Source organism: Prevotella sp. lc2012 (genome assembly GCF_900107065.1).
Classification (GTDB): Bacteria; Bacteroidota; Bacteroidia; order Bacteroidales; family Bacteroidaceae; genus Prevotella.
In genome coordinates this window covers 326,705-352,165 of sequence record NZ_FNUF01000002.1, presented here as the reverse complement: position 1 = coordinate 352,165, position 25,461 = coordinate 326,705, and the positions used below count along the sequence as shown (strand labels likewise).

Genomic DNA, 25,461 nt, shown 5'->3' with positions numbered 1-25,461 from the left:
ATTTGATTTAATGGATTGATTATTTACGGATGATGGTGATGCTGTTCAGCGTACAGTACATTCCGCGCAGTGAGATGGTCTGCGAGTTGTTGACTGCATTGTTCAGACGCGCAGCTGCATCATCGTCGAGGGTTACCTCTAGTGAGACTGCCACAGGATTTCCTTGAGCGTCGGTCTGCGCCTCAGGGAACTTGCTGTCAAGGAAATATGGCTCGGCATTATTGACAACTAGCGTGATGTGTGGCTCTTCACCAGTGGTAGCACCGCTTGCCGCATTACCGTTAAAGCGTAGGCGGTCACCAGCCTTGAAGTCGTCGCCGGCATTCACGAGAGTGATGCCCTTTGTGCTCCACGCAGTAAACGTCTGTCCGGCGTTCCATAGCGTTTCCTCTATAATTGTAGATGTGCTGGTTACTGTTGTAACAACTGTACCCTTCGGGTCATTATCAGTGCCATGCAGTTTGGAGTAGAGGTAATACGAGTCAGTAGCGCCTAGCCAGAATTTCGTTGAACCATTGTTCACCCAGTCCTTGAAAGTCTTATAACCTAGTCCTATGTTCTTTCGCTCTGTGGGCCATTGTGGATCAGCAACATCACCCTTCGGAATCATGAATTTGTGAGGCGGCTGCCCAGGGACGGACTCCAGAGTCTTATACCTAGCCGACTGATAGGTCTGGCTGTCACCTTCGTAGTCGACGACCACAGGGATATCGATGATCCTGGTGTAGACGTGGTTAAGCGTCAGAGGGACAGGGTCTTTTACAATGAAATCACCGAAGGCAGTAGAGTTGTTATCGCGGGTGTTCACCATTGTTACCTTACTTACATCACTACCGAACGCACTGTGGACATCAATGTTGTCGACAGTGATGTTATAGGTACCACCGGCAGCGAGCAGTACAACCTCGTTCTCATAGTAGGTCTTGTTCACTTTCCGAACGGCTGTGCCGGTAGGCTTGCCATCTGCATAGGTGGTCGTGTAAGTTACTTCCTCTACCTTGATTACCTTTGCATCGAAGACCACATCGTTGAAGTCGAGATCCTCACGGGTGGCCTGTCCTAGATCCTCACAGAACACGCGTCCCGACTCAATGATAGTCCGCTCCACCTTATTCTCTACGCCGTATGTGATGACGGGACCGCAGCCGCATAGACCAGTAGGTAATGCTGGAGCGGCCTTGTTTGCCTTGTTTTTACCAGCGATGTAGACATCATTAATGGTGAATCCCAAGAAGAACTGGTAATTGGCATTGCCATAGCCATCTTCCCAGAATGCGAAATGACTGCTTGTAGCAATAACGTTCAGCTTGGCGCCGTACTCGATGAACTTCTGGTAGTTGTTGTTACTGCCTTGGGCGATGACCTTGGCTTGGAATGTAGCACGACTATTACCAGAGGTCGGACCATAGATGCCGTTCTGGTAGGTGTTGTTATATTGGTAGTAACCTATCTGCTGGATATTCATTGTGGCTGTCTCGGTAACCTTGAACAGGGAATTTGCACCCATGTCGATTTTTACGTCACCATTACCATTCAGGTTGCCCATGGTTGCTCCAGCATAGAAGTACTTACATTCTGTATAGGCATTGGCATCCATCTTGAAGGAGTTGGCACCACCGCCGTTGTTAATACAGAATTTGTTCTTCGAGATCAGTTTACAATTGTTGATAACGTTTGGGCTACCATCCTGATAGTACCAATCACCCGTGGTATAGCTGTCATTGTTCACCCATGTGTTGTTGGTACTATTAATCATCGTATAGCCTTTGACAACTGTCGGACCGTTATTCTGGAAATGACTGCTACCTTGAGTTTTTAGGTTGCCGCCCACGTTCAGTGTTCCGTCGTTGACAACATGACCTCCGGCGTTTTCGATGGTCAAGTCGCCCGTTGTAGTGACAGAATTTTGGTTATATAGTAATGAGTTGTTCGCTAATTGAATCCAACTTCCCGTAACCGTTCCTTTATTATATACGGTGGCACTATTAAGTTGCAGTTTCTTCGAGGTCGATCCCTTGAGCGTTCCACCTTCAGCCACATAGACGGTAACGTTTGTACCGATTGAATATTCCTTGTCAAAGGCAAGGGTGGCTCCTTTGGTCACGTAGATGACACTTCTTCCTTTGAGGTATAAGTTTGTTGGCTTGACGGTACCTTTAATGTATAATGTGGTATTCTGAACCCTTCCGAAGTCCATATTGTAGTTAACGTTTCCATCAACCCAATAAGCTGTGTTGCTCTGAACCCTGTTGTATACATCGCCACCGAAGCTACCTAGGTAGGTTACTCCTGATGGGACACTAGATTTATAGGCACTTGAGCTAGGCGCAGAAGGGAAGGTGTGCGTACAGTTAACAGTTCGGGTAGAAGCCTGCTCTTCAACCTCCTCGACGGCCTCTTCAGGCACCTCTGTAGAGAATCCCCAGTTCTGGTTCGGGCTAATCTCGCCAAAGACCTCCCGGAAAACTTTCTCGTATTCTTGTGTTTTCTTCACGGAAATTGGAACATACTCTACATCATCCTTCGCGCAACTGGCGATAATACCTCCAATGATGAGGGCTAACGATGCTCCTTTAATAATCAAATACTTTTTCATTGCAAAACTAATTAATAGACGGTTACGTAACTTGACAAACTAATCGATTAGGCTGCAAATATAATTAAAAAATCCCCAAGTTGTATCAAAATGTTTGTTAAAATCTGTAAAACATCTCCTTCAAAAGGGATCGTATTCGATAATTTTTGTAATTTTGCCCAAAACGAAAAAGAGGGTAATGAAACAAGTTACGTGGATATCATTGGTTGCATTCTGTGCCATGGTTTTAACAGGCGTGTCCTGTCATCGGGATGTGTTCGACGAGGAGAGATATGAGGAATTGCTTGACAGTGTCTGTCCTGTAGACTCCATAGACAAGGATCATAGTTGGGTGTTGACAACAGCGAAGGATTTACTTATCATGGTCCCAGAAGGTATGAACGCGGAGAAGGTGCAGATACTGACAGCGAACCCCCGCCAAAGCGGTGATGCCAAACTGGTGGGACAGGTATATGTTACCGATGGAGAGAAAAGGATGATCAGTATCTCCTATCCAAGTACGCTTGCCACCCTTTATGCTGCCCTCATTGACCAGAATGGAAAGTATACGTTGGAGGTTTTTTCTCCGGATGAACAGGGTGTCATTACTTTCAGTAATCCCATTCTTAAAGGTGATGGTATCTCGTATGAACCACAGCCACAGGTATATACATATTGTTTTGAGGAAGAGTATCCTAAACCTGGTGATTATGACTATAACGATGTGGTTATGCGTATCTCGCAGGAGCGGACTGGCAAGATGGAGATGCGCTACCATGTGACACTAGCTGCCGTGGGTGCTAGTAAGCAGGTGGGAGCCTGTCTACGTTTGGTGGATGTGAAGTATGACGATATTGAGAGCGTGTCGACAGTGAATAATATGTCGTTCAACGTTACCAATGGTAAGACGATTTCCGACCAGATGATGTATGTGCTGACAGACAAGTCGCTTTTTGCGAAAGGGCGGCATGATGAGGCTGTACTTAATCTCTTTGTGGATGCCCATTGGGCAACAGGCGAAGAGTTAGACGACAACTTTGGAATGATGGGACGGAAGAAGTACAATGTGACAAAAAACACAGGTGGTACAGCTCAAATGATGGTTCCTCGTGAGATAACCTATGTCGTAACATTCAAAGATGAAAAGCTACTGAACAGGTTGTCGCTTGACCAACTTGATCCTTTTATCGTAGAAGAGTTCAACGGCGGGCGTTGGGAGGTGCATATGTATGAGTACCGAAATGCCCAGGTGCTCTATCCTTATACAGGTGCGAAGATCGCTAAATTACCGTGGGCCTTTAGAATTCCGTCGGGTACATTCCGCTGGCCTCTTGAAGGCGTGAACATTGGTTTTATTATTAACGGAAGTATTCTTTTCGGAGCCTATGCCACCGAGGGACATTCGTTCGGAGAGTGGGCGATGGACCGTAACAGATTCCTGGACTGGTATCTTGACAAATACGCTACCCCTACCCGGGTTTTCTAATTTCTCTTATTCCCAGACGACGGTTCTGTTGACGGCGGCGTTAGTGCTGTCGTACCAGTCGACGTTACTTTGCATGTTGGCACCCCAGTTGCTGAATTGCGGATAAGCAATGCCGATATTTGTGCCCTCGATAGGCCAGAACCAACGACTCCTGATATCACCGTTGATGACGATAAATAATGGTGCTTCACCCGATCTGATATCTGGTTTTAGGAGTGTTATCTTGCCGTTAGTATCCTCGATCTGTATGGAAAAAGGCAGTTGGTCGATTCTATTGTCGGCAGCGTTGAAGGTAATTGTTCCAAACTTACGAAACACACGTGGTACATCGGTCACGTTAATAGGTGTCGTGACGGCCGTTCCGATGGTGGCATGTATCTCATTGCCAAACACCTCGTTGTTGTATAGCACGTTGGTCTTGATGGTGTTGCCCACGCACATAATCTGAACGGTGGATGTATAGGTGTTATCACCGTTGTCGATAGGTGTATTGACACGTAGCACGAGATCATTAAAATCGTAGTCTTTTGTCTTGTCTTCTAACGTTTCGAAGGCATAGTACACACAGTTGTTGGAAGGTGTGGTTACACTTTCCTTCCGGAATCTGGCGATTCCCGTATAGGTATAGGAGGGTGATGTACTGTAGAGGCATGTTTGTCGGAGACTTTCCACACCTGAGGCATGCGGTGCCAGTTCTTTATTCCATTCGAAATTGTTTTTGTCGTTGTTATCGGTTGTCCATTGATAGTTTTCAGTGTTAAGGATTCGTCCTTCATAGCCATTGAACCAATGGTAGAGCATATACAAATTATAGAAACCGGAGAAGGAGGTTTGCAGTTTGCCAGTACCGATGCCTTTGATGGAACTATCCCAAATGTTCATTGCACCATTGTCGAACACGGTCGGGAATTTCTGTGGTGTGATAAGTTCCACATGATCAAGCATATATGTTCCGGGTTGACCGTCGGTGGTTGTGCAATAACTGCAGCCTGAAATCTTGAAGATTGCATTGCTTTGATAGTTGTCACCAGTGGGTCCCCATACTCCAAAATTGTTGATGCTCACATCGCCTAGACAATTCAGATAGGCAGCATTGCCCATATAGAGAACTTTATCACCGTTGCTGCTGCCATTGAGGGTTAGAGCATCACATTCGGTATAGCTCCCGTCATCCATCAGGGAGCTACTGTTCAACTGCAACGGACCATTAACTTTTAGGTAGCCACCATTCTGGATGGCTAGATTATTCCCATTGAACTGTGTAAGATAGGTATAGCCTCGGTTGATAAGATTGCCATTTTGACCGTTAGCATCGATTGAAGAGGTTATACTTGTGGTTGTGATAATTGGATTACCGATGGTGCCGATATTATACAGAAGACCACCAGAGAGAAGGAGGTTATTGACCATGATCGTTCCCCCATTATAGTGGTACTCGCTCTCGTTGTCGGTGAACTCGACGATTCCTTCTCCACTGATTTTTCCACCGGGTAGGACATAGATAGCACCCGACTTGCTGTTACTGCCGAGTGATTTCGTAGTGAGCTTATAGTCTTTTGGAATAACCACTTCACCTCCATCGCCGATGATAAGTACGTTGCCGTTGGAGATCTGTTGGTTCATGCTCAGCGTCCACTGACTGGTGACGTAGAGCGATTGTCCCTCATAAAGGGCCAGGTTGGGAATGAAACCCGTGTAATCGGAGCTGAGTCTCATGTGCATCGCCTCTCCATTTGCTTGGTCCATGACATCGGTAACCTCCGGCAATGTACCAGTGATATAGTGCGTCAGATTGGGTATTTCCTTTTCCGTAATGCTCCACCTGTTGCCGCCGATTGGAATGATGTTGGTCGTCGTGTCGGGAATCTTTCCCGTGAAGGTCAATTCTGTATCTGTGGTGCTTATAGGGAACGGCCGACAGACGGCATGTCCGTCACTGTCATAACAGGCGGCATAGAATAATCCTGTATTGGCGGGTTTGGTAACATAGATGGTCTTTGATGTTCCGGATTTTACCTTAGCCATGCCGATATAAAGAGCCTTTGTGTCGTAAAGTGGTGGTGTCTGAAAGATATAGACGGTATAGTCAGCGGTGTTACCGAAGTCGACAATAATCTTCACAGGCACGCTGACAACGGTACTCCACGTCTGATGGGTATCAATCGCCTTGCCACCCATAACGAATGTTCTGAAATTCTCAGTGAATTCCTCGTCTCCTGATAATCCGGATTCTTTTGAGCACCCAGTTGCCATCAGACATAAGAAAGCGGCAACCCCACATTTTATCCACTCCTTTTTTTTCATCATAAAATGCTCGGCTTAGAATGGTGGACCAGCCAGGGCTTGAACCTGGGACCTCCAGATTATGAGTCTGTTGCTCTAACCAACTGAGCTACAAGTCCGGGATTTGGGTTGCAAAGTTACAAGAAATTCATGAAATATCCAAATAAAAACGGGCTTTTTACTCGAAATTCTGTAATTATTCGTAACTTTGCACTCCGATGAAGACGATTTGGTTGAACCAGGAAGAAAAGATTCTCTCTCCCACCGTGGCGACAGTCGGGGTGTTCGATGGTGTGCACCGTGGGCACCAACAGTTAATCGGGCTGGTGGTTGAGAAAGCGCGGACACAAAGTCTCACTTCTGTGGTGATAACCTTCGACCGTCAGCCACGACAAATATTGGATCCGACATTCCAACCGCAGGTGTTGACCACCCTAGATGAGAAGATAGCGGTGGTAGAGGGGCTTGGGGTAGACTATTTTGTCGTACTTCCTTTCACGAAAGAAACGGCCGCTTTGTCGGCACGTTCTTTTATGCAACAGATACTTCGTGATCAACTCTGTGTAGAAACGCTTATCACAGGCTATGATCACCGTTTTGGCAAGAATCGGTCGGAGGGTTTTGATGACTATGTTCGCTATGGTCGGGAACTTGGCATGCAGGTGTGTCGTGGCGAGGCTGTGTTGATGGATGGAGGCCAGCGGACGATCAGTTCATCGGTAATTCGAGACCTGTTGTTGGAGGGAAAGGTGGAACTGATGCCGTCGTGCCTGACACGACCTTATCAGTTGAGTGGCAAGGTGACACAGGGCGAACATATTGGTCGGTGTCTTGGTTTTCCTACAGCTAATCTTACGCTCGATGATCCCTGTAAACTGATTCCGGAAGCAGGTGTCTATGCCGTATGGGCAGCGCTGGAGGGTGATGGTCGGGTATGGGCAGCGATGATGAATATCGGAAAGCGCCCAACATTCAATGGTCAACGACAGACATTGGAGGTAAATCTCTTCGACTTCGAGGGTGACCTCTATGGCCAGACTCTCAGCGTGTCGTTCGTGATGCGTCTTCGTGCAGAACGTTTCTTCGATACACCAGAGGCTTTGAAAACTCAGTTGGTTGAGGATAGACGGATGGCAGAGACGGTGTTGGGCGTGAAAGAAAGATGAAAAAGAGATATGAAAAGAGCGTTATTATACTCACTCGTGTTCATAGCCATCAAGTTGGTGGCTGCTAATATGTTTCTTATGCTCTGGCGTCTGACAGGCGGTCAGGGACAGATGATGAGTACATCGTTTATGTTGGTGACCCTGACTGTAACGGATGTGCTGATTATCTGTATGTTCTTGTGGATGAGGTGGAGCGAGTTGTCTAGACATTGGGTGCGTACACGTCCGTGGAACGTTCTCTTTTGGTGTGTATTGGCAGCCTTGGGGGCTATCATCCCTTCTGTATGGCTACAGGAGCAAATGCCAGATTTGCCGAATATTGTGGAGGAACAGATGGGCATCATTATGAAGGAGCGATGGGGTTATGTGCTGGTTGGATTATTGGCTCCGTTAGGCGAAGAATTGGTGTTCCGTGGTGCAGTCCTAAGGGTTTTGCTTCGTGTGAGGGCTAACTCGTGGATAGCTATCGGTATCTCAGCCGTTCTTTTCGCACTGATTCACATGAATCCTGCACAGATGCCACATGCATTCCTGATCGGTCTGCTGTTAGGATGGATGTATTATCGTACAGATAGTATTGTTCCTGGAGTGGTCTATCATTGGGTGAATAATACGGTGGTGTACGTGGTCTACAATTTCTTTCCCGATCCGTCGCTGACACTTAACGATCTATTTGGTGATAACAGTCACACGGTCCAAATGGCATTGCTGTTCTCAATGTGTATTTTCCTTCCTTCGCTGTACCAACTGAATGAAAGACTTCGGAAATAGAATCTCGAAATGTTGAAATGGGCTGCTTCCAATAGTTCGGAGGCAGCCCATTTCATATCATTGGTATTAGGGAAAAAGATTTGAGAGAATGGGGAACTTCACAGTTTCCTTTTGTTTTAATAACTGATTATTTATATATAGAAAGCATAGAAAAATCTTATTCGTAATAACTTGCCGGCTCCGAGGCACTCACCTTTGTACTATCGCTTAGGTTCTCGGCTTGAATGGTGCCCAGTACGTTGACAGAATCGCCTTTCTGTTCATGGAATTTGGCATAGGCATCTTTTGGGTCATCCCAACCACGATCCCAAGGAGCCTGAGCAGCATTGCCGAGGGTCAGAATGATAGCTACGATGGCTGCAGCCTTAAACAACGGCATCAGACGACTTGTCAGACTGATGGTCTTGCTCTTGGGGGCTTCCTCGCCGATCATCTCCAGCATCTTCACATCGAAATCATCACCTAGAGGTTCTTCTTTCTGAAACTCGCAGGAAAAAAGAAACTGATACTTTCGGATGTTCTCCGGAAGGTCTGGCATCTCCTGACTGAAGAATGCACGCAGGATAGACTCCTCCTGCAGAGTGGTTTCACACTGCCAGTAACGTTCTAGTAATTGTTCGATATACTTATAGTCCATATTTTTCTGTATCTATATATTTTTGTCGAACGGTCTGACGAGCTCGGAAGATGTTAACCTTAACCTGTTCTTCACTGATGTCCATGATCGCTGCGATCTCTTTATAACTTTTCTCCTCGAATTCTCTCAGTTGCATGGCTGTGCGTTGCTTTTCCGGGAGTCTGTTAATGAGGCGTTGTATCAGAAGAATTTTATCTTGCTGCATGGCCTGTTCCTCAGGATTGGATGAGTGATGTGGATCTGGCGCGTCGTAATCTTCCTCTTCTAGAAATTGATTGAGATTTTCCATCTTGCGTCTTTTGTCGAGTGATAGATGTCGACAGATTGTCAGACAAAAAGCCTCGATTGATTCAATCTCATTCCATTGAGTGCGTCTATTCCAAACCTTAATCATGGTCTCCTGTACAATATCTTCTGCCTCTTCCGCGTTGAGAGTGATGCGAAAGGCAAGCCGGTAGAGCTCGTTCTTTAGCGGCAGGATATCATTTCGGAAACTAATCTTTTTCATCCTCTCTATAATAGAATGACGTTTGAAAACGGGAAAAGTTACAAATAAATAAGAGTTTTTTTACCATGGACACAAAGAGCAAAATTATGTTGTTTTTTATGTCCTTGGTGGCTTGGTTTATCTGATCGTTGTGCCAGAGGAACTGTCAATAGCTGTAGCAAGGGTGATGATTACCTCTTTCACACCGGCATCGATGGCGGAAAGTGCATTCTCAATCTTTGGCAGCATACCTCCGCTAACGGTCCCGTCGGCTTTATAGCGCTCGAAGTCCGCATGCGTGATGACAGGAATGACAGAATTATCGTCTTCAGGATTGCTGAGCACTCCCTTCTTCTCAAAACAAAAGATGAGTGTCACGTCGTAGTAAGACGCCAGAGCCTTGGCGGTCTCACTGGCAATTGTATCAGCATTGGTGTTTAGAATGTTCCCTTGCCCATCGTGGGTCAGTGGGGCCATGACTGGTGTGATGCCAACCTCAATCAGTCGACTAAGCATCTCACCATTAGCATGGTCAACATCGCCCACGAAGCCGAAATTGACGAGAGTAGAAACCCCGGAGATCGCAACTGGGGGGCGACGGTGACTACGGATGATATCCATATCGGCGCCAGTAAGGCCGATGGCATTCACTCCATTAGCCTGAAGACGGGCCACAAGATTCTTGTTGACAAGTCCCCCATACACCATGGTCACCACACTGAGCATGTCGGCATCGGTGACGCGGCGTCCACCTACCATCTTCGATTCAATGCCGAGAGCTTCTGCTACTTTTGTAGCCTTGCGGCCACCACCATGTACCAAAACTTTTTTCCCCTCAATTGTACAGAATTTCTTGAGCAATTGGGTGAGTTGGGCATCGTCCTCGACGATGGCACCACCTACTTTAACTATCGTGATTTTCTCTTTCACTTTTGTGTTTTTTCTTTATTCGAGATAAGTGTAACCATATAACCCAGAACGATAGTTACTCAGGAACTCCTTGCCTTCCTCAAGGGAAATCCTACCCTGTTTAACACTTTTGGCTACCCATACCTCCAACTGACGGACGAGTTTCTTGGGGTCGTATTGGACGTAGTCGAGCACCTCGGCCACGGTCTCACCATCGATGATTTGGTCGATATGATAGGAACCGTCTTTTTCAGAGATATGTACAGCATTTGTGTCACCGAACAGATTGTGCATGTCGCCTAGGATCTCCTGATAAGCGCCCACGAGGAATACCCCCAGATAGTAAGATTCGTTCTTTCTGAGCGGATGAACAGGAAGGGAGTGCGAGTTATTGCGGTTGGTCACGAAGTTGGCTACCTTTCCGTCTGAGTCGCATGTGATATCTTGGATGGTTGCATTACGTGTAGGACGTTCGTCAAGACGCTGGATAGGCATGATGGGAAAAAGTTGGTCGATGGCCCATGAATCTGGCAAACTCTGGAACAGAGAAAAGTTACAGAAATATTTGTCGGCTAAGAGTTTGTCGATGTTCATCAACTCCTCTGGAATATGCTTTAGACCTTTTGTAAGGATATTGATTTCATGACACACGCTCCAATACATGGCCTCAATCTCGGCGCGAGTTTTCAGGTCGACGATGCCATGACTGAAAAGATCGAGCACTTCCTCGCGGATCTGTTCCGCATCATGCCAGTCTTCCAGCACATTCCGTGGTGAGAGGTTGTCCCATATATCATAGAGATCCTTCACTAACTGATGGCTCTCCTCATCGGGCTCGAACTCCTCGGGCATTTCTGGTAGGGAGGCTGTCTCTAGCACATCGATGACAAGTACGGAGTGGTGAGCTGCCAGGGAGCGTCCGCTCTCTGTGATGATATTCGGATGGGGAAGATTATTCTTGTTGGCAGCCTCTACAAAGGTATAAATACAGTCGTTGACATATTCCTGAATGGAGTAGTTAACGGAGCTTTCGCTCGAGGGTGAGCGAGTGCCGTCATAGTCGACGCCAAGACCACCGCCACAGTCAACAAAGTCAACGTTGTAGCCCATCTTATGCAATTGAATATAGAATTGTGAGGCCTCGCGGAGTGCTGTTTGGATACGACGAATCTTAGTAATTTGAGATCCGATATGGAAATGGATCAGACGCAGGCAGTCGCGCATGTCTTTCTTGTCCAATAGCTCAAGAGCTTCCAATAGTTCTGCACTTGTTAGGCCGAATTTGCTGGCATCACCGCCGCTTTCCTCCCACTTGCCGCTACCACTGGAGGCTAGTTTAATGCGGATGCCAATGTTAGGACGGACATTCAATTTTTTTGCCACTTTCGCGATGATCTCCAGTTCGTTAAGTTTTTCAACGACGATGAAGATTTTCTTACCCATCTTTTGTGCAAGCAGTGCTAGTTCGATATAGCTCTGGTCTTTATAGCCGTTACAGACGATTAGAGAATCGCTTTGGCACTGAACGGCGATAACGGCATGGAGCTCGGGCTTAGAACCTGCCTCAAGTCCTAAGTTGAACTTTTTGCCGTGTGAGATAATCTCCTCGACGACGGGCTGCATCTGATTCACCTTGATAGGATAGATGACGTAATTCTCTCCTTTGTACTCATACTCCTCGGCTGCCCTTTTGAAACAACTCCACGTCTTCTCGATTCGGTTGTCGAGGATGTCGGGGAAGCGGAGCAATACAGGCGGAGTGACGTCGCGCAGTGCGAGTTCGTCCATGACCTCGCGGATGTCAATCTGTGTCTTGTTTTTACACGGTGTGACATAGACATGACCTTTGTCGTTGATGCCGAAATAGGAAGTGCCCCAACCAGTGATGTTATAGAGCTCTTTCGAATCTTCAATCGTCCATTTCTTCATGACTTTTCAAATCGGTTTGTTAGGGTGATTAGGTGTTATAGAGAGAGCAACTCGCGAATTTTGGCGATGCTGATTTTGATTTTCTCATAATTGTCCATCAGACTGACATCCAGTGTGTAACGCGCCTTGTTGTAAAATATTTCCCGTTTCTCTAACTGTTCCCTGATGAAGGTAATGAGTTCCTCGGGACTCTTGCCTTTCAGCAACGGGCGTTCACCCTTGCTCATTAACAAATGTTTGTATAGTACCTCTGGTGTCGCTTTCAGGTATATTACCTGTCCTTGTTCGTTGAGGTAGTCCATGTTGTCGAAAAAACAAGGTGTTCCACCACCGCAACTGATGATTACATCCTCAAATTCTGCTATCTCATGGAGCATGTTATGCTCTATCAGACGGAATCCTTCCTCACCTTTCTCGGCAAAGATCTGGGTAACGGTCTTGCGCATACGGTTTTCGATATACCAATCGAGGTCATAGAAGACAATACCCAGTTCCTGTGAGAGCGCCTTGCCGATTGTGGTTTTCCCAGCTCCCATATAGCCGACGAGGATAATACGTGTCATGTCAACCTTTCTTTACAGGAGTCGCATGGATAACTTTCATGCACTCGTCGTAAGTAAGCTCTGCGACTTTCTCATGAAGGGACTTCGGCAGACGATAGTTCTTGCCGTCGTATACCAGATAGGGACCGTACCGACCGTTGAGGACCTCCAGTTTCGCGTCCTCGAGGAAAATCTTCAGATGCTTCTTATTGTCTTGCTGACGTTTCTCCTCAATTAGCGCGATAGCCTCATTGAGGGTGATGGTCATGGGGTCGGCTCCCTTGGGGAGTGACGTGTATTTTCTGTCGTGAAGGACGTAGGGACCGAAGCGACCGGCACCGATGGTGACAGGTTTTCCTTCAAATTCGCCCACCTCACGTGGTAACTTAAATAGATCGAGTGCTTCGTCGATAGTGATAGTCTCCATGCTTTGCTCTTTAGGTAACTGAGCAAACAGCGGTTTGTCCTTATCCTCAGCGGTACCTATCTGTACGACTGGTCCGAAACGGCCGATTTTTACGAATACGGGCCGATCGCTATTGGGATCAACGCCTAACAGACGCTCACCGGCCTTGTGTACATTACGGCTGTTCATGGTCTTCTCGACGGTAGGCTTGAAGTCGTTATAGAACGTGTGCATCATGTCTGTCCACTTCTCACCACCTTCAGCGATTCTATCGAAGTCCTGCTCCACCTTTGCAGTGAAGTTATAGTCCATAATATCCTTGAAGTTCTTCATCAAGAAGTCATTCACGACGATACCCACATCGGTGGGAATAAGTTTTCCTTTCTCTGAGCCAACCATCTCTTTACGAGTCTTCTGGTTGATTTGCTTCCCTTTCAGTTGGAAGAGAGAATAGCTGCGTTCCTCACCTTTCTTATCACCTTTCTGCACATATTCGCGCTGCTGGATTGTTGAGATGGTTGGGGCGTATGTTGACGGACGACCGATACCCAACTCTTCCATCTTGTGTACGAGGCTAGCCTCTGTGTATCGCTGTGGTCCCTGACTGAAGCGCTCTGTGGCGAGAATCTCGCGACGGACTAGTTCCTGTCCTTTCTTCAATGGGGGAAGGAGGTGTCCGAACTCGTCAATCTGCTCATCATCATCGGAAGATTCACGGTAGACCTTAAGGAATCCATCGAACTTCACCAGTTCACCCTGGGCAACAAACTGTTCGTCGCATCCGCTGACCTGAATGTTAATGGTGGTTTTTTCAATCTCTGCATCGGCCATCTGGCTGGCTATCGTGCGTTTCCAAATCAGTTCGTACAGTCGCTTCTCTTGTGCAGTTCCTTCTATCTCAGCCTGATCCATGTATGTTGGGCGGATGGCTTCGTGTGCCTCTTGTGCTCCCTTGGCGCTGGTGTGATACTGACGGGGCTTGCTATAGTTGCTGCCATATAGCTTAGCAATCTCCTCCTTGCTGGCACCGAGACAGAGATTCGAGAGATTGACAGAGTCAGTACGCATATAAGTGATACGTCCATTCTCATAAAGGTGTTGTGCTACCATCATCGTCTGACTGACCGTATAGCCGAGCTTACGGGCAGCCTCTTGCTGGAGGGTGGACGTGGTGAAAGGAGGCGCCGGTGTGCGCTTGACTGGTTTTTTTGTGATACTCTCTACGGTGAATGTAGCTTCCTTGCACTTCTCCAAGAAGGCCATCGCTTCGTTCTCTGTCTTAAATCGTGAACCCAATAGTGCCTTTACCTCTGTTGCCGAACCGTCGGGGTTGGTGACAGCAAAGATACCGTTCACACTATAATATATTTCACTCTTGAAGTTCTGAATCTCACGTTCACGCTCAACAATTAGTCGGACAGCCACGCTCTGCACGCGACCGGCAGAGAGAGCAGGCTTGACTTTCCTCCACAAGACGGGTGACAGTTTGAAGCCGACGATACGGTCAAGCACACGGCGTGCCTGTTGTGCGTTCACCAGGTTCATGTCCAGATGGCGAGGATGCTCAATGGCATCAAGAATAGCCGTTTTGGTGATTTCATGGAAGACAATGCGGTTGGTCTTCTGCTTGTCGAGCCCAAGCACCTCGCACAGATGCCATGAGATGGCTTCTCCCTCACGGTCCTCATCGGATGCGAGCCAGACCTTTTCGGCTTTGGCTGCTTTTGAACGCAGGTCGGCTACCAACTTGGTCTTTTCTTCGGGAATCTCGTATTCTGGCTCAAGCGTCTTATCATCGACGCTTAGTTCTTTTTTCTTCAAGTCGCGGATATGTCCATAGCTTGACATGACCTTAAAGTCCTTTCCGAGAAACTTCTCAATGGTCTTTGCCTTGGCTGGAGACTCCACGATCACTAAGTTTTTCTGCATACTTCGTCTTGTTTTTATTTCTTACGGGCTGCAAAAGTAAGCAAAAAACTTTCTCTCACCTTATTTATATATAGGATTTTTTGTTTTCTTAACAATTATCTTGTAGGAAGCGTTGAACGGCTTGACGGATAGAGAGTAGTCCAAAATGCCTAACATCCACATCATGAAGGGATAACCAAAGACATTCGGCTGCGTCGTCATCTGCTTGTGGCATGACGCTCTCGTATGTATGACAGATGAAGAACATATCGAGTGTGTGAATCTCCATGTCTGAGTAGGGGTATATGTTAGGAATGGAAAAAAGGTATTTTACGTTATCGGCATCGATTGTGAGACCCGTTTCCTCCTTGATTTCACGTACCATACCTTGTTCACCGGACTCTTCATTGTCAACAAAACCGCCTGGTAGGTCAAGTGTGCCCTTGGCTGGTTCTTTCCCGCGACGGACGACCAACAGCTCGTTTTTTTCGTTTAGGATAAAAGCGGCTGTTGCCGAACTGGGGTTCTGGTAATAAGTGAACCCACATTTCGAGCAGTGTTTGCTTTTGAAATTGTGTTCCTTGAATAGCTCACTGCCACATTTTGGACAGTAATGAAAGATGTCTAATGGATGATTCATATTTCTAAGTAAACGATTACATTACCAATTGTCGGTACGGAACGGGAATAGGGGCAGGTTGGCCCCGTTTTTCATGTTACCGAGTTGGAAGTTCTTAAAACAGTAACGTACAGCTACGGGTTTTTTGACCTTAGGCGAGTATACCTTGATGGCCTCATCCCAGTAATTACCGCCAGGTTGCCAAAAGTGCTGGGCTTCGGCGGGGTAGAAGACCTTGTCCTCACCGGCAATCTCAAAACCTTTGATATCCTCAAAAGGTGCGTCGCTGTGGTAATTGTCCTGCAGATGGATATAGGCGGCACAGTCTTTGATGATCATGTCTTTGAACGTCGAACTCTTATAAAGTATTTTTTCAAAGCCATAGTCGCGGTTGAGCGCGGTATAGGCCAGTCGTTCACCCACCTGTTGCTTCTGAGCGGGATGAATCTGTGAGAATTCATAGGGGAAAACCAAATCGTTTGTGCAGACAAGAGAACTATTGGGGATCATCTGGCTGGCCTTGTGCTGCTGTTCACGCAACAAAGCACCGCTGGTGTCGTCGAGATCATCGTTATAGGCATAGGGAGCAATCTGAACAAAATAAAAGGGAATCTCTCCTAATCCAAATTGTGAACGCCATTGCTCAACGAGCAATGTCAGGCGCTCAGCATATTGATTACCAGAATCACCGACGTTTGAGCAGCCCTGGTAGAATAGGATACCTTTAATGGTATAGTTCAGGATGGGGTTGAAAGTACCGTTTCCCCAGAGCATGGAGCGGTGATAATCATACAATTCCCATTTCTTACAGATTGTAACGGAATCTGTCGGATCGTTGGTGTATTCCTGCAAGTTTTCTTTTGTTAGCCAACTTTCTACGCGCGTACCTCCTTTATTCGCTTCAATGATTCCGACGGGGATGTCCAGTGCCTGGTGTATGGTGCGAGCAAAAAAATAACCAGTGGCCGAGAAGTCACCGACGGTATTAGGAGAGCAGGTCTTCCACTCGCATAGAGCGTCATCCTGTGGCTCAGCACGCATCACGCTGGGAATTTTCACAGAACGTACTCCTCTGTGATTGACGGCATCAATGACTACTTGATTATAGTCTTTTACGGGGCATTGCCAAAATCCTTTTACCGGCATCTCCATGTTCGACTGTCCAGCACATACCCACACCTCACCGGCTACGACATTACTGACGGTTACCGGTTCTCCGTCATCGAATGTGATTGATAGTGGATCGTAACTTGCTTTTGGGGTCTTTACTTTTACGAGCCATCGCCCGTCTTTGTCAGCTTTGCTCATCGTTGTTGTGCAATCCCATGAAGTGGTAACCTTCACCGTCTTGCCGGGTTGAGTCCATCCCCAGAGACGAGCCTCGGTCTGCTGTTGTAGTACCATGTTATCACATATGATGTGAGGTAGTCTTACTTTGGCTTCTACGCCGAGTACTAGAACCGCGAGTGTTAAAGTCGAAAGGGTTTTCTTCATTGTTATCGTAGTTTTAAGTTCCGAGATGCAAAGATACAACTTCTTGGGGAGAGATGTTGTTGATTCGCGCTTTTTTTTCTAATTTTGCATAATAGTATCATAAATGAAGAAAAAAGGTTTAACGTATTGGCTCATTATCAATGATTAATCCGTTGTCTCTGTTATTTGGTTGGGTGCTCGACCTTGTTCTCGGTGATCCACAGAGGATACGGTTAAGGGGACACAGTCGGGGAGTGCGGTTACCGCATCCTGTGGTGTGCTTTGGACGGATGATTTCGTTCTGTGAGTATCGGTTCAATAAGGGACGCTTTCGCAAATTGAAGGGCGCTGTGGTGGCAGTTACTTTAATCCTTTTGGTTTTTGGAGTGATGTGGGCTCTCAGAGAGCTGTTTAGTATGTTCACAATACCTCTTAGTGATGGTACCCGGCAACCTGTGCTCTTCTATCTCTTTGATATGCTGTTGGTTTTCTACTGTCTGGCTGGCACGACGCTCATTCGGGAGGTACGTCAGGTATTTCTCGCCCTCGACCGGTCGTTAGGCGAGGGGCGACGGCAGGTGGCTCGTATTGTGGGACGCGACACGTCGGAGCTCTCTGCCCAGGAAGTGATGACTGCAGCCCTCGAGACTCTTGCAGAGAATCTTAGTGATGGGGTGGTCGCCCCACTATTTTGGTTGGCTCTATTAGGAACACCTGGTATGCTGACCTATAAGATGGTGAATACGCTTGATTCGATGATTGGCTACCGTACGAAGCGTTATAGAGCGTTTGGTTGTTGGGCCGCCTATATCGATGATGTGGCCAACTATCTCCCTGCCCGTCTTACGGCCTTATTGATGATTCTTGTGTCGGGAAGGCTTGACTTGTTGTCATTTGTTTGGTGCAATGGTAGTAACCATGCCTCACCCAACAGCGGCTATCCGGAAGCCGCTCTTGCCGGAATCCTTGATTGTCGTTTTGGTGGTCCTCATTATTATTTTGGCGAACTTTTCTATAAACCTTATATTGGTGATCATGATCGTCTGTTGACGAAAGAAGATATGCTGATTGCTGTTCGCATCAATCGGATGACAGAGGTATGGATGGTTGGTTTAGTCGCGTTGACATCATGGATTTGTTGTTAACGTACAGACGACCAGGCAGGTTGTCAGTTCTACCAGAAGATAGACTGCGCCGCAGCAGTCACCGGTATAGCCGTGTAGACGACGCCAGATGAGCAGGTAGAGAAAATACATTATTAGACAAGGTAAGAAGATAACCATCTCCCATGACAGGTGGGCTAGGTAGAGAAAGGTTGCCATGGGAAGCAGTCCCTGAATGGCAAGACTGATGCCAGCCTTCCAGTCGATTTTCCTATAAACGGTTTTGGCCTTTGCTTCGTCCTCTTGTCGTGCATATGGCATCATCATAATCAGTTGGCTAGTCACCATCTTACTATAAGGATCGGCGACAAGGATGGTTAGAGCGGCCATTTTAGGCGACATGGAGAATAGGACGGTTCCTAAGAGCAATACGTATATGAAAAGTCCTAGTACACCAAAGGTGCCGATGTGTGAGTCTTTCATGATATCTAAGATACGCTGGCGGTCAGTACCTCCGCCTCCGAAACCATCGAGAAAGTCGGCCAGTCCGTCTTCGTGAAGGGCTCCAGTCATAAGCATTCGCATGCTAATGGCGGTGATAACAGCAATAGCGTAGGGTACGACCATACTACCAAAGTAGAGTATAGCGGCCATCGTACTGCCCGTGAGCCAACCAGTGAGCGGCCAGTGCTCGACAACTGCCTGATAACACGTTTTAGGCGGCTTGTGCAATCGCCAGAAGGGCAGACGGGTAAAGAAAATGAAGGCGGCCCAGGTACGATCGTACCAACGACAGCGTTCTGATGAGTTCTGGTCTTTTGGACGGAGTGGGTCAATATGGATCTCCATGGTGGTCAGAAATATTTAGTAATTTTTGCGTGTTCAAAATGGTCCATCTCATTAATCATCCTTACGGCAGAGTCTACGATGGGAAAGGCACAGAGGGCGCCAGTTCCCTCACCGAGTCGTAAGCCCAGATTGAGTAAAGCTTTTACCTGAAGAATGTCAAGCATCTTCTTGTGTCCGTTCTCGTCACCACAGTGGGTAAAGATCATGTACTCCTTAGCGGTTGGATAGAGTTGGATGGCGGCCAAAGCGCAGGCCGTCATGATGAATCCGTCTATCAATATGATAAGGCGTTGCTCTGCGGCGCGAAGCATGGCACCGATGGCAGCAACCATCTCGTAGCCGCCGAAATAGGCGATGATATCTTCCACAGAAAACGAAGTAACGGTATTGTCAGTTAGGAAGTGGTTGACGGCCCGTTTCAGTAATTGTTGTTTGAGGTAGACCCCTTCTGTGGCTAGACCGGCTCCGGCACCGATGCATGTCTCGAGAGGTAACTGTCCGAACAGACTCATCCAGATACTTGACGGAGAGGTGTTGGCAATACCCATCTCGCCGATAGAAAGGATGGTACAGCCATCAGCGATGCAGTCGTCAACCAGGTTACTACCTATGCGGATGGCTTGGTCGAACTCCTCGGTTGTCATGGCAGGTTCATAGAGAAAATTTCGGGTGCCGCGGGCAATCTTACGATGAATAATACCATCAATGCCACTCAGGTCATGGTCGACGCCGACATCAATAATACGTAGCTTGAAACCGTGTTGGCGACAGAACATGTTAACCCCGCCACCGCCATGGGTGAAATTAATCATCTGCTGCCACGTCACTTCGCGTGGTGAGATACTGACCCCCTCGCGTTCGATGCCGTGGTCACCGCCGAACAGCAGATGGCAAGGTGAAAGAAGCTTTGGTGTGAGAGTCTGTTGGATAAGACAGATCTGCATGGCTAACGTCTCCAACCTGCCGAGTGAACCCTTGGGTTTGTTCAGGTTGTCAATCTTTGTCTGGATTGCCGGACGCATAGACTTGTCGGGCATCTGGATATTGAAGGTCCTCATTTGATTTTTATTGGTATTCCACTGATCATCAGAATAACCTCGTTAGCTTTTTGGGCGATATATTGGTTAATCCAGCCTTCGAGATCCGTGAATTTCCTCTGTATGGCATTCTCACTCACACCGCCACTGCCAATCTCGTTGGTAACGAAGATAAAAGTAGCATCGTGGTCGGTGAAGCGGTCAATTTCTTCTTTGACGGTCTTGAGTGTTTGGTCAACATCAGAGGTTTTGTAAAAGAAATTCGTCAACCATAACGTCACGCAGTCGATTACTACCACGTGTCCCGTAAGGTCATGTCGACTTAGGTACATCTCTTCTTCGATATTCGTCCACTGGGGACCGCGTCGTTGCTGATGTTTCCGCACCCGTTCGCGGAACTCATCATCCCAGAGATGTGCAGTGGCCAGATAGACGGGATGAGGCGACAGACGGAGTGCTAGTTCCTCTGCATGACGACTCTTGCCAGATCGTTGGCCGCCGGTAATCATAATGATCTTTTTCATATCGTGATCTTTTCTATTCCACCATAATCTACCAAGTTGTTCCATGTCTCTTGCTCAGTGAATAGTCCTGCATAGAGCCCTGCACAAAGCAGCACACCCCCATGGGCAAAGACTGCGATGCGTCGGTAGGGTTTTGTCTTTACTTCGTCGAGAAATGTCGCCACTCTCTGGTAAAGCATGGTAAAGCTCTCGCCTCCGGGTGTCGGCAGGTGCATATAGTCCTTATACCAAGCATCAAGGCGAGGATCCTTGATTTCATCAAACATCTGCATCTCCCATACGCCCATCGACATTTCCATAATTCGGTCATCGAGCACGGGCTTTTTATACCCGCAGTATACTGCCAACAGTCGTGCTCGCGTTAACGGTGACGAAAAGACCTGATCGAAGGGTAGGTGTCGTGACAGATTCAGCTTCGTAACGGCAGCCTCTTGTTCGAAAGTGTCGGCTACTGCCACGTCTGTTTGTCCATAGCACATTCCCTTAGGAACATTCACTCGGGTATGTCTGACCAATACGACTTCCATTTTATTAGATGTTTGCTGCAAAGTTACGAAAAAAATGATTATCTTTGCAGCCATTATTAGGAAAATAATTGTAGAAGGGATAAACCTAAACACATTCTGACATCAACTATTTAAAAAAATGAAGAAATCAATTATTCTAGCATCACTGATGATGCTGACCATCCAAATGATGGCGCTCACGCCTTGGAAAAAAGGTGGATTTGAAACCGGCCAGTACCGAAATCTCTTTGTGGAGATGGGTTATAAACAGGTCGATGTCGACGCGAAACTGAAGACTGTGTTCGACGATGTATTCCGTGGCCCTAACAAGGTTTATTTCGAGGTGGGCGATACGATGGGCTATGTTTCTGACGTGAAAAACCACGACGCACGTACCGAGGGAATGTCATATGGGATGATGATCGCAGTGCAGTTCGGTGAGAAGGATATCTTTGACCGTCTGTGGCGATGGAGTAAGAAGTATATGCAGCATCAGGATGGCAACCGTAAAGGCTACTTCGCATGGAGTTGTAAGACCGATGGAACACATAATGCAGAGGGCGCAGCCTCCGACGGAGAACTCTATTTCATTACCTCATTGATTTTCGCCTCGAATCGTTGGGGAAACGATACCGGCATCAACTACAAGGCAGAGGCACAGCACATCCTTGATTGCATTCAACCCAAAGAGTATGAGCCAGAGCCTCGTCAGGGTGGATTTCCTGGCTTTGGTCCCCAGCAGACAGGTCCGCAGAAGATGTACCTGATTGATCCTGAGACACAGCTGATTACCTTTACACCTGATGGTTTCGGGCAGCGCTATACCGATCCTAGTTATCATATCCCTGCTTTCTACGAAGTATGGGCGAAGTGGGCAGACGACGGGCGTAGTGACTACTGGAAAGAGTGTGCCCAGAAAAGTCGTGAGTTTCTGCACAAGGCCATCAATGAGCAGACGGGCCTGAATGCCGACATGTGTCAGTATGATGGTAGTGAGATGCAGATGCCTCGTTTCCCAGGCGTGTCTCAGAATCAGCAGGGCGCACCCCGTCGTTTCGGTAACAATAATTTCCGCTATGATTCATGGCGTGTACCGATGAACATCACTCTTGACTACGAGTGGAGCTGTGCTGACGGTGAGTGGCAGCGCCAATATGGCGAGAAGATCCAGAACTTTCTCTATAGTCAAGGTGTTGACACATTTGTCGATCAGTATCGAGTTGATGGATCGCTCCCCGAAGGCGATGAGATTCTGCAGGCTGGTGGTTATCGGAAACTACGTCATAGTATTGGTCTCGTGGCGACGTCTGCCGCTGCGTCGATAATGTGTGGTCATGATAAAAGCAAGGAATTCGTGGATGCTCTTTGGAATGCCAAACACGAACCTTTCGACGATGGTTATTTCGATGCTTATTATGATGGTCTGCTTCGCCTTTTTGCCTTTATGCACCTGAGTGGTAATTATCGGATAATCGTACCCCAGAGATAGCGAACGGACAGTTGTTCTTCCAACGAGCAAGAGTCACAAAGGAGAAATAGTTCCCTTGTGGCTCTTGTTGTTATTTGCTCGATATGATGAAAAGTAGATATCTGACGAAAAAGTAATGGTATTGCAACTATTTGGATACTCATCTCGTCTAATAAAGACAAGGAGTATTGGTAAGTAAGAGTTTTTTTGCAACCGAGTTGCACTTATTATACCCTACTTTTGCAGACAGAAATATTGTTAGGCTATTGCCTGATAGTATAGTGTCTGGAGAGATGCATGTCAGAAAAAAGTAATAGAAGGATTTAGCAAAGTAACACATAAACGAAACATTAATTAAGAAAGAATGAAAAGATTGTTTTCTATAGCAGCTATAATAACGATGCTGCTGTTCCCTATGGTGGCAGGGGCACAAGCCACACAGACAATCCGTGGGCAAGTGAACGATGTGGCATCGGGAGAGCCGATGATTGGTGTGACAATTCAGGTTGACAATGACTGCAGTACCGCTACCGCCTCTGATATGAACGGAAACTTTGTCATAATGAAAGTGCCTGTTGGACGACATTCCATAAAGGCTAGTTATGTAGGCTATGAGCCGGTGGTACTTAAGGAACAGTTGCTTTCTTCAGGAAAAGAAATGGTGTTGAATCTCCAGATGCGAGAACGTGTATCCACTCTTCACGAGATTGTCGTAAAACCACGTGTGAACAAACAGATGCCACTCAATGAGATGGCGCAAGTGGGCGCACGTATGTTCAGTGTGGAAGAGGCCAATCGTTATGCTGGTGGTATGGCCGATCCTGCTCGTACAGCCTCGATGTTCGCGGGTGTGGCCTCTGGTGGTGCTACGAATGGCATCAGTATCCACGGTAACTCGCCACAGATGTTACAGTGGCGTGTGGAGGGCGTTGAGGTGAATAATCCCAACCACTTCGCGGATATCTCGGAGGCAGGTGGTGGAATCTTTACCTCTCTCAATGGTACGGTGCTGGCCAACAGCGACTTCCTCACAGGTGCTATGCCGGCAGAGTTTGGTAATGCTTTGTCTGGAGCGTTCGATATGAAGATGCGTGTGGGAAATAATACGAAGTACGAACATACCGTTCAAGTGGGTACCCTAGGTGTTGATGTCGCCTCAGAGGGACCGTTGGGTAGGAATTCAAAAGCCTCGTACCTCGTGAATTACCGCTATAGTTTTCTTGAACTTGCAAAGAAGATGCATGCTATCAATATGGACAAGGAGACAATCGACTATCAGGATCTGAGCTTCAAGCTGAACTTCCCCACTACCCATGCAGGCACATTCTCTGTATGGTTTACGAGTCTGATTGATAACTACGAAAATAAGGTGCCAGAATTGTCGGAGAGAGAGACGTTGTGGGACACGAACGATTCATGGTCGCGTCAGCGTAACTGGGCAACAGGATTGACGCATATCTACCGTTTCCGTGCGGGAAGTACTCTGCGCACTAGCATCGCCTATACGGGAAGTTATACCAAATTAGGAGTGAACGACTATGATGAGCAGCTCAACAAGATGCCCGACATGGCTGGTCGTAACAAGTCATGGAATATCATCACCAGTATACAACATCAGCATAAGTTCTCCTCACGTTACACCATGCAGAATGGTTTCGAACACCAGCATATGGATTTCTGTACAAAGCTTGATCATATTAGTATCGTAGGTGGTCCGTTATATCGTGTCTACGAGTCGGACGGGAATACGGGGCTGACCCGTTTTTATACTAACCATAAGGTTTCTATCAGTAGTCGCCTCTCAACTGTGGCTGGTGTCAATGTGATGTGGTTCAATCTCAATAATCAGTGGAGCGTAGAACCTCGTTTCAGTGTACAGTATAAGACATCTCCTTTGAGCACATTCTCTGTGGCTTATGCACAGAATAGTCGTAAGGAGGCGACGGATGCTTACTTCGTACTATTGCCGGATGCTCAGTCTGGATGTCCTTCTCCTAATAAGAATCTCGGTCTTACCCGTTCGCACTATGTCTCTGCATCGTTTGCTCAGCGTTTGGGAGATAATGCCATGATGAAGATTGAACCTTATTGGCAGTATCTCTTTGATGTGCCTGTAGAAGAAGGCACAACCTATTCTATTATCAACCACCGTAAGTTCTTTCAGGACAAAGCACTAGTCAACACGGGAGCAGGCCGCAACTACGGTATCGACTTCACGTTGGAACGCTATCTGAAGGACGGTTTTTATGGCATGCTGACAGCAACGGTATTCAAGTCGGAATACCGTGATGCCCAGAGAGTGTGGCATCATACGCGTCTCGATCGTGGCTATATCGCCAACCTCTTAGGTGGTAAAGAGTGGATGGTTGGTCGGAACCATAAGAATGTCTTTGGTCTCAATGGCCGATTAACTCTGATGGGTGGTGAGCGATATACGCCAATGCCAGAGGGGTTCACCTATGAAGATGTCGTGTCGCGTCCTGATAGATCAATTCCTGAAGATGGTGATCATCCATACAGCAAGCAGATGAAAGGTGTAAATGTGGGCTATGCCTTCTCTGTGAAGTATACGTTCAATGGCAGGAAGACGGCTCATCACTTTATTTTGGAGTATCTTGGAATACGCTCCTTCCAAGGGCAAACTTTCGACATCCGAACGCATGAAATTGTAGATAAGTTCACGTCGCTTACTTTCCCGAATATTGCCTATAGGGTGGATTTCTAAGTCTTGTGTGTTGGAGAAATAAAAGAGCCCCGCAAATGAACATCATTTGCGGGGCTCT

At 47.1% G+C, this 25,461-nt stretch carries 20 protein-coding genes and 1 tRNA gene; 6 read left to right on the top strand and 15 right to left on the bottom strand.

The annotated features are described in order from the left end of the window. Positions 1–19: 19 nt before the first annotated feature. Positions 20–2,596, bottom strand: coding sequence for a hypothetical protein (locus BLU99_RS05455; RefSeq protein WP_091900177.1), 2,577 nt, complete (start codon positions 2,594–2,596; stop codon positions 20–22). A 178-nt stretch (positions 2,597–2,774) separates the two neighbouring features. On the opposite strand from BLU99_RS05455, the gene BLU99_RS05450 reads away from it, so the two are divergent. Continuing rightward, a complete protein-coding gene (locus BLU99_RS05450) occupies positions 2,775–4,061 on the top strand; it encodes an LruC domain-containing protein (RefSeq protein WP_091900176.1) in 1,287 nt (428 codons plus the stop codon). A gap of 6 nt (positions 4,062–4,067) precedes the next feature. On the opposite strand, the gene BLU99_RS05445 is transcribed toward BLU99_RS05450, so the two are convergent. Further along, positions 4,068–6,239, bottom strand: coding sequence for a DUF4842 domain-containing protein (locus BLU99_RS05445; RefSeq protein WP_091900175.1), 2,172 nt, complete (start codon positions 6,237–6,239; stop codon positions 4,068–4,070). A 147-nt stretch (positions 6,240–6,386) separates the two neighbouring features. Then, positions 6,387–6,463 (bottom strand) — tRNA-Ile (locus tag BLU99_RS05440). Positions 6,464–6,562: 99 nt separating this feature from the next. Between BLU99_RS05440 and BLU99_RS05435 the strand changes: the two genes are divergently transcribed. Beyond that, the gene (locus BLU99_RS05435) at positions 6,563–7,510 is read left to right on the top strand and encodes a bifunctional riboflavin kinase/FAD synthetase (RefSeq protein WP_091900174.1); all 948 of its coding nucleotides are present in this window, start codon (positions 6,563–6,565) and stop codon (positions 7,508–7,510) included. 9 nt (positions 7,511–7,519) lie between these two features. Then, positions 7,520–8,281, top strand: a complete 762-nt coding sequence (locus BLU99_RS05430) for a CPBP family intramembrane glutamic endopeptidase (protein WP_091900173.1) — start codon at positions 7,520–7,522, stop codon at positions 8,279–8,281. Between the two features lie 157 nt (positions 8,282–8,438). Here BLU99_RS05430 and BLU99_RS05425 read toward each other — a convergent pair whose 3' ends face one another. From BLU99_RS05425 to BLU99_RS05390, 8 genes are all read right to left on the bottom strand, one after another. After that, positions 8,439–8,918: a hypothetical protein gene (locus BLU99_RS05425; protein ID WP_091900172.1), complete on the bottom strand. Its 480-nt coding sequence runs from the start codon at positions 8,916–8,918 to the stop codon at positions 8,439–8,441. After that, the gene (locus BLU99_RS05420) at positions 8,908–9,426 is read right to left on the bottom strand and encodes an RNA polymerase sigma factor (protein ID WP_091900171.1); all 519 of its coding nucleotides are present in this window, start codon (positions 9,424–9,426) and stop codon (positions 8,908–8,910) included. The genes BLU99_RS05425 and BLU99_RS05420 overlap by 11 nt, the downstream gene beginning before the upstream one ends. 117 nt (positions 9,427–9,543) lie before the next feature. Next, positions 9,544–10,335, bottom strand: coding sequence for an acetylglutamate kinase (argB, locus tag BLU99_RS05415; RefSeq protein ID WP_091900170.1), 792 nt, complete (start codon positions 10,333–10,335; stop codon positions 9,544–9,546). Between the two features lie 15 nt (positions 10,336–10,350). After that, positions 10,351–12,243, bottom strand: a complete 1,893-nt coding sequence (speA, locus tag BLU99_RS05410; RefSeq protein ID WP_091900169.1) for a biosynthetic arginine decarboxylase — start codon at positions 12,241–12,243, stop codon at positions 10,351–10,353. A gap of 35 nt (positions 12,244–12,278) precedes the next feature. Then, on the bottom strand, positions 12,279–12,806 hold the full coding sequence (locus BLU99_RS05405) for a shikimate kinase (RefSeq protein ID WP_091900168.1): 528 nt from the start codon (positions 12,804–12,806) through the stop codon (positions 12,279–12,281). A 1-nt stretch (position 12,807) separates the two neighbouring features. Next, on the bottom strand, positions 12,808–15,120 hold the full coding sequence (topA, locus tag BLU99_RS05400) for a type I DNA topoisomerase (protein WP_091900167.1): 2,313 nt from the start codon (positions 15,118–15,120) through the stop codon (positions 12,808–12,810). A gap of 88 nt (positions 15,121–15,208) precedes the next feature. Continuing rightward, positions 15,209–15,739, bottom strand: a complete 531-nt coding sequence (locus BLU99_RS05395; RefSeq protein WP_091900166.1) for an NUDIX domain-containing protein — start codon at positions 15,737–15,739, stop codon at positions 15,209–15,211. Positions 15,740–15,760: 21 nt separating this feature from the next. Then, positions 15,761–17,212, bottom strand: coding sequence for a sialate O-acetylesterase (locus BLU99_RS05390; RefSeq protein ID WP_091900165.1), 1,452 nt, complete (start codon positions 17,210–17,212; stop codon positions 15,761–15,763). 140 nt (positions 17,213–17,352) lie between these two features. Between BLU99_RS05390 and cbiB the strand changes: the two genes are divergently transcribed. After that, positions 17,353–18,336, top strand: a complete 984-nt coding sequence (cbiB, locus tag BLU99_RS05385) for an adenosylcobinamide-phosphate synthase CbiB (RefSeq protein ID WP_091900164.1) — start codon at positions 17,353–17,355, stop codon at positions 18,334–18,336. On the opposite strand, the gene BLU99_RS05380 is transcribed toward cbiB, so the two are convergent. From BLU99_RS05380 to cobC, 4 genes are read right to left on the bottom strand one after another with little or no spacing between them, the layout of a single operon-like run. Next, positions 18,319–19,143, bottom strand: a complete 825-nt coding sequence (locus BLU99_RS05380) for an adenosylcobinamide-GDP ribazoletransferase (protein WP_091900163.1) — start codon at positions 19,141–19,143, stop codon at positions 18,319–18,321. The two genes, cbiB and BLU99_RS05380, sit on opposite strands and share 18 nt — an antisense overlap. A gap of 5 nt (positions 19,144–19,148) precedes the next feature. Continuing rightward, positions 19,149–20,201, bottom strand: a complete 1,053-nt coding sequence (gene cobT, locus BLU99_RS05375) for a nicotinate-nucleotide--dimethylbenzimidazole phosphoribosyltransferase (RefSeq protein WP_091900162.1) — start codon at positions 20,199–20,201, stop codon at positions 19,149–19,151. Beyond that, complete coding sequence (cobU, locus tag BLU99_RS05370) at positions 20,198–20,704, bottom strand: bifunctional adenosylcobinamide kinase/adenosylcobinamide-phosphate guanylyltransferase (protein ID WP_091900161.1); 507 nt, start codon at positions 20,702–20,704, stop codon at positions 20,198–20,200. The genes cobT and cobU overlap by 4 nt, the downstream gene beginning before the upstream one ends. Then, positions 20,701–21,231: an alpha-ribazole phosphatase gene (gene cobC, locus BLU99_RS05365; protein WP_091900399.1), complete on the bottom strand. Its 531-nt coding sequence runs from the start codon at positions 21,229–21,231 to the stop codon at positions 20,701–20,703. The genes cobU and cobC overlap by 4 nt, the downstream gene beginning before the upstream one ends. 148 nt (positions 21,232–21,379) lie before the next feature. Here cobC and BLU99_RS05360 point away from each other — a divergent pair, with 148 nt between their 5' ends. Beyond that, the gene (locus tag BLU99_RS05360; protein WP_369807710.1) at positions 21,380–22,699 is read left to right on the top strand and encodes a glycosyl hydrolase family 8; all 1,320 of its coding nucleotides are present in this window, start codon (positions 21,380–21,382) and stop codon (positions 22,697–22,699) included. 343 nt (positions 22,700–23,042) lie between these two features. Beyond that, positions 23,043–25,403 (top strand): TonB-dependent receptor, encoded by a 2,361-nt coding sequence (locus BLU99_RS05355; RefSeq protein ID WP_091900159.1) that lies wholly within the window; start codon positions 23,043–23,045, stop codon positions 25,401–25,403. The last annotated feature ends 58 nt before the right edge of the window (positions 25,404–25,461 follow it).

Coding starts and splice junctions, on each gene's coding strand:
- BLU99_RS05455 (WP_091900177.1), bottom strand. CDS start 2,596: ATGAAAAAGTATTTGATTATTAAAGGAGCATCGTTAGCCCTCATCATT.
- BLU99_RS05450 (WP_091900176.1), top strand. CDS start 2,775: ATGAAACAAGTTACGTGGATATCATTGGTTGCATTCTGTGCCATGGTT.
- BLU99_RS05445 (WP_091900175.1), bottom strand. CDS start 6,239: ATGGGTGGCAAGGCGATTGATACCCATCAGACGTGGAGTACCGTTGTC.
- BLU99_RS05435 (WP_091900174.1), top strand. CDS start 6,563: ATGAAGACGATTTGGTTGAACCAGGAAGAAAAGATTCTCTCTCCCACC.
- BLU99_RS05430 (WP_091900173.1), top strand. CDS start 7,520: ATGAAAAGAGCGTTATTATACTCACTCGTGTTCATAGCCATCAAGTTG.
- BLU99_RS05425 (WP_091900172.1), bottom strand. CDS start 8,918: ATGGACTATAAGTATATCGAACAATTACTAGAACGTTACTGGCAGTGT.
- BLU99_RS05420 (WP_091900171.1), bottom strand. CDS start 9,426: ATGAAAAAGATTAGTTTCCGAAATGATATCCTGCCGCTAAAGAACGAG.
- speA (WP_091900169.1), bottom strand. CDS start 12,243: ATGAAGAAATGGACGATTGAAGATTCGAAAGAGCTCTATAACATCACT.
- BLU99_RS05405 (WP_091900168.1), bottom strand. CDS start 12,806: ATGACACGTATTATCCTCGTCGGCTATATGGGAGCTGGGAAAACCACA.
- topA (WP_091900167.1), bottom strand. CDS start 15,120: ATGCAGAAAAACTTAGTGATCGTGGAGTCTCCAGCCAAGGCAAAGACC.
- BLU99_RS05395 (WP_091900166.1), bottom strand. CDS start 15,739: ATGAATCATCCATTAGACATCTTTCATTACTGTCCAAAATGTGGCAGT.
- BLU99_RS05390 (WP_091900165.1), bottom strand. CDS start 17,212: ATGAAGAAAACCCTTTCGACTTTAACACTCGCGGTTCTAGTACTCGGC.
- cbiB (WP_091900164.1), top strand. CDS start 17,353: ATGATTAATCCGTTGTCTCTGTTATTTGGTTGGGTGCTCGACCTTGTT.
- BLU99_RS05380 (WP_091900163.1), bottom strand. CDS start 19,143: ATGGAGATCCATATTGACCCACTCCGTCCAAAAGACCAGAACTCATCA.
- cobT (WP_091900162.1), bottom strand. CDS start 20,201: ATGAGGACCTTCAATATCCAGATGCCCGACAAGTCTATGCGTCCGGCA.
- cobU (WP_091900161.1), bottom strand. CDS start 20,704: ATGAAAAAGATCATTATGATTACCGGCGGCCAACGATCTGGCAAGAGT.
- cobC (WP_091900399.1), bottom strand. CDS start 21,231: ATGGAAGTCGTATTGGTCAGACATACCCGAGTGAATGTTCCTAAGGGA.
- BLU99_RS05360 (WP_369807710.1), top strand. CDS start 21,380: ATGATGCTGACCATCCAAATGATGGCGCTCACGCCTTGGAAAAAAGGT.
- BLU99_RS05355 (WP_091900159.1), top strand. CDS start 23,043: ATGAAAAGATTGTTTTCTATAGCAGCTATAATAACGATGCTGCTGTTC.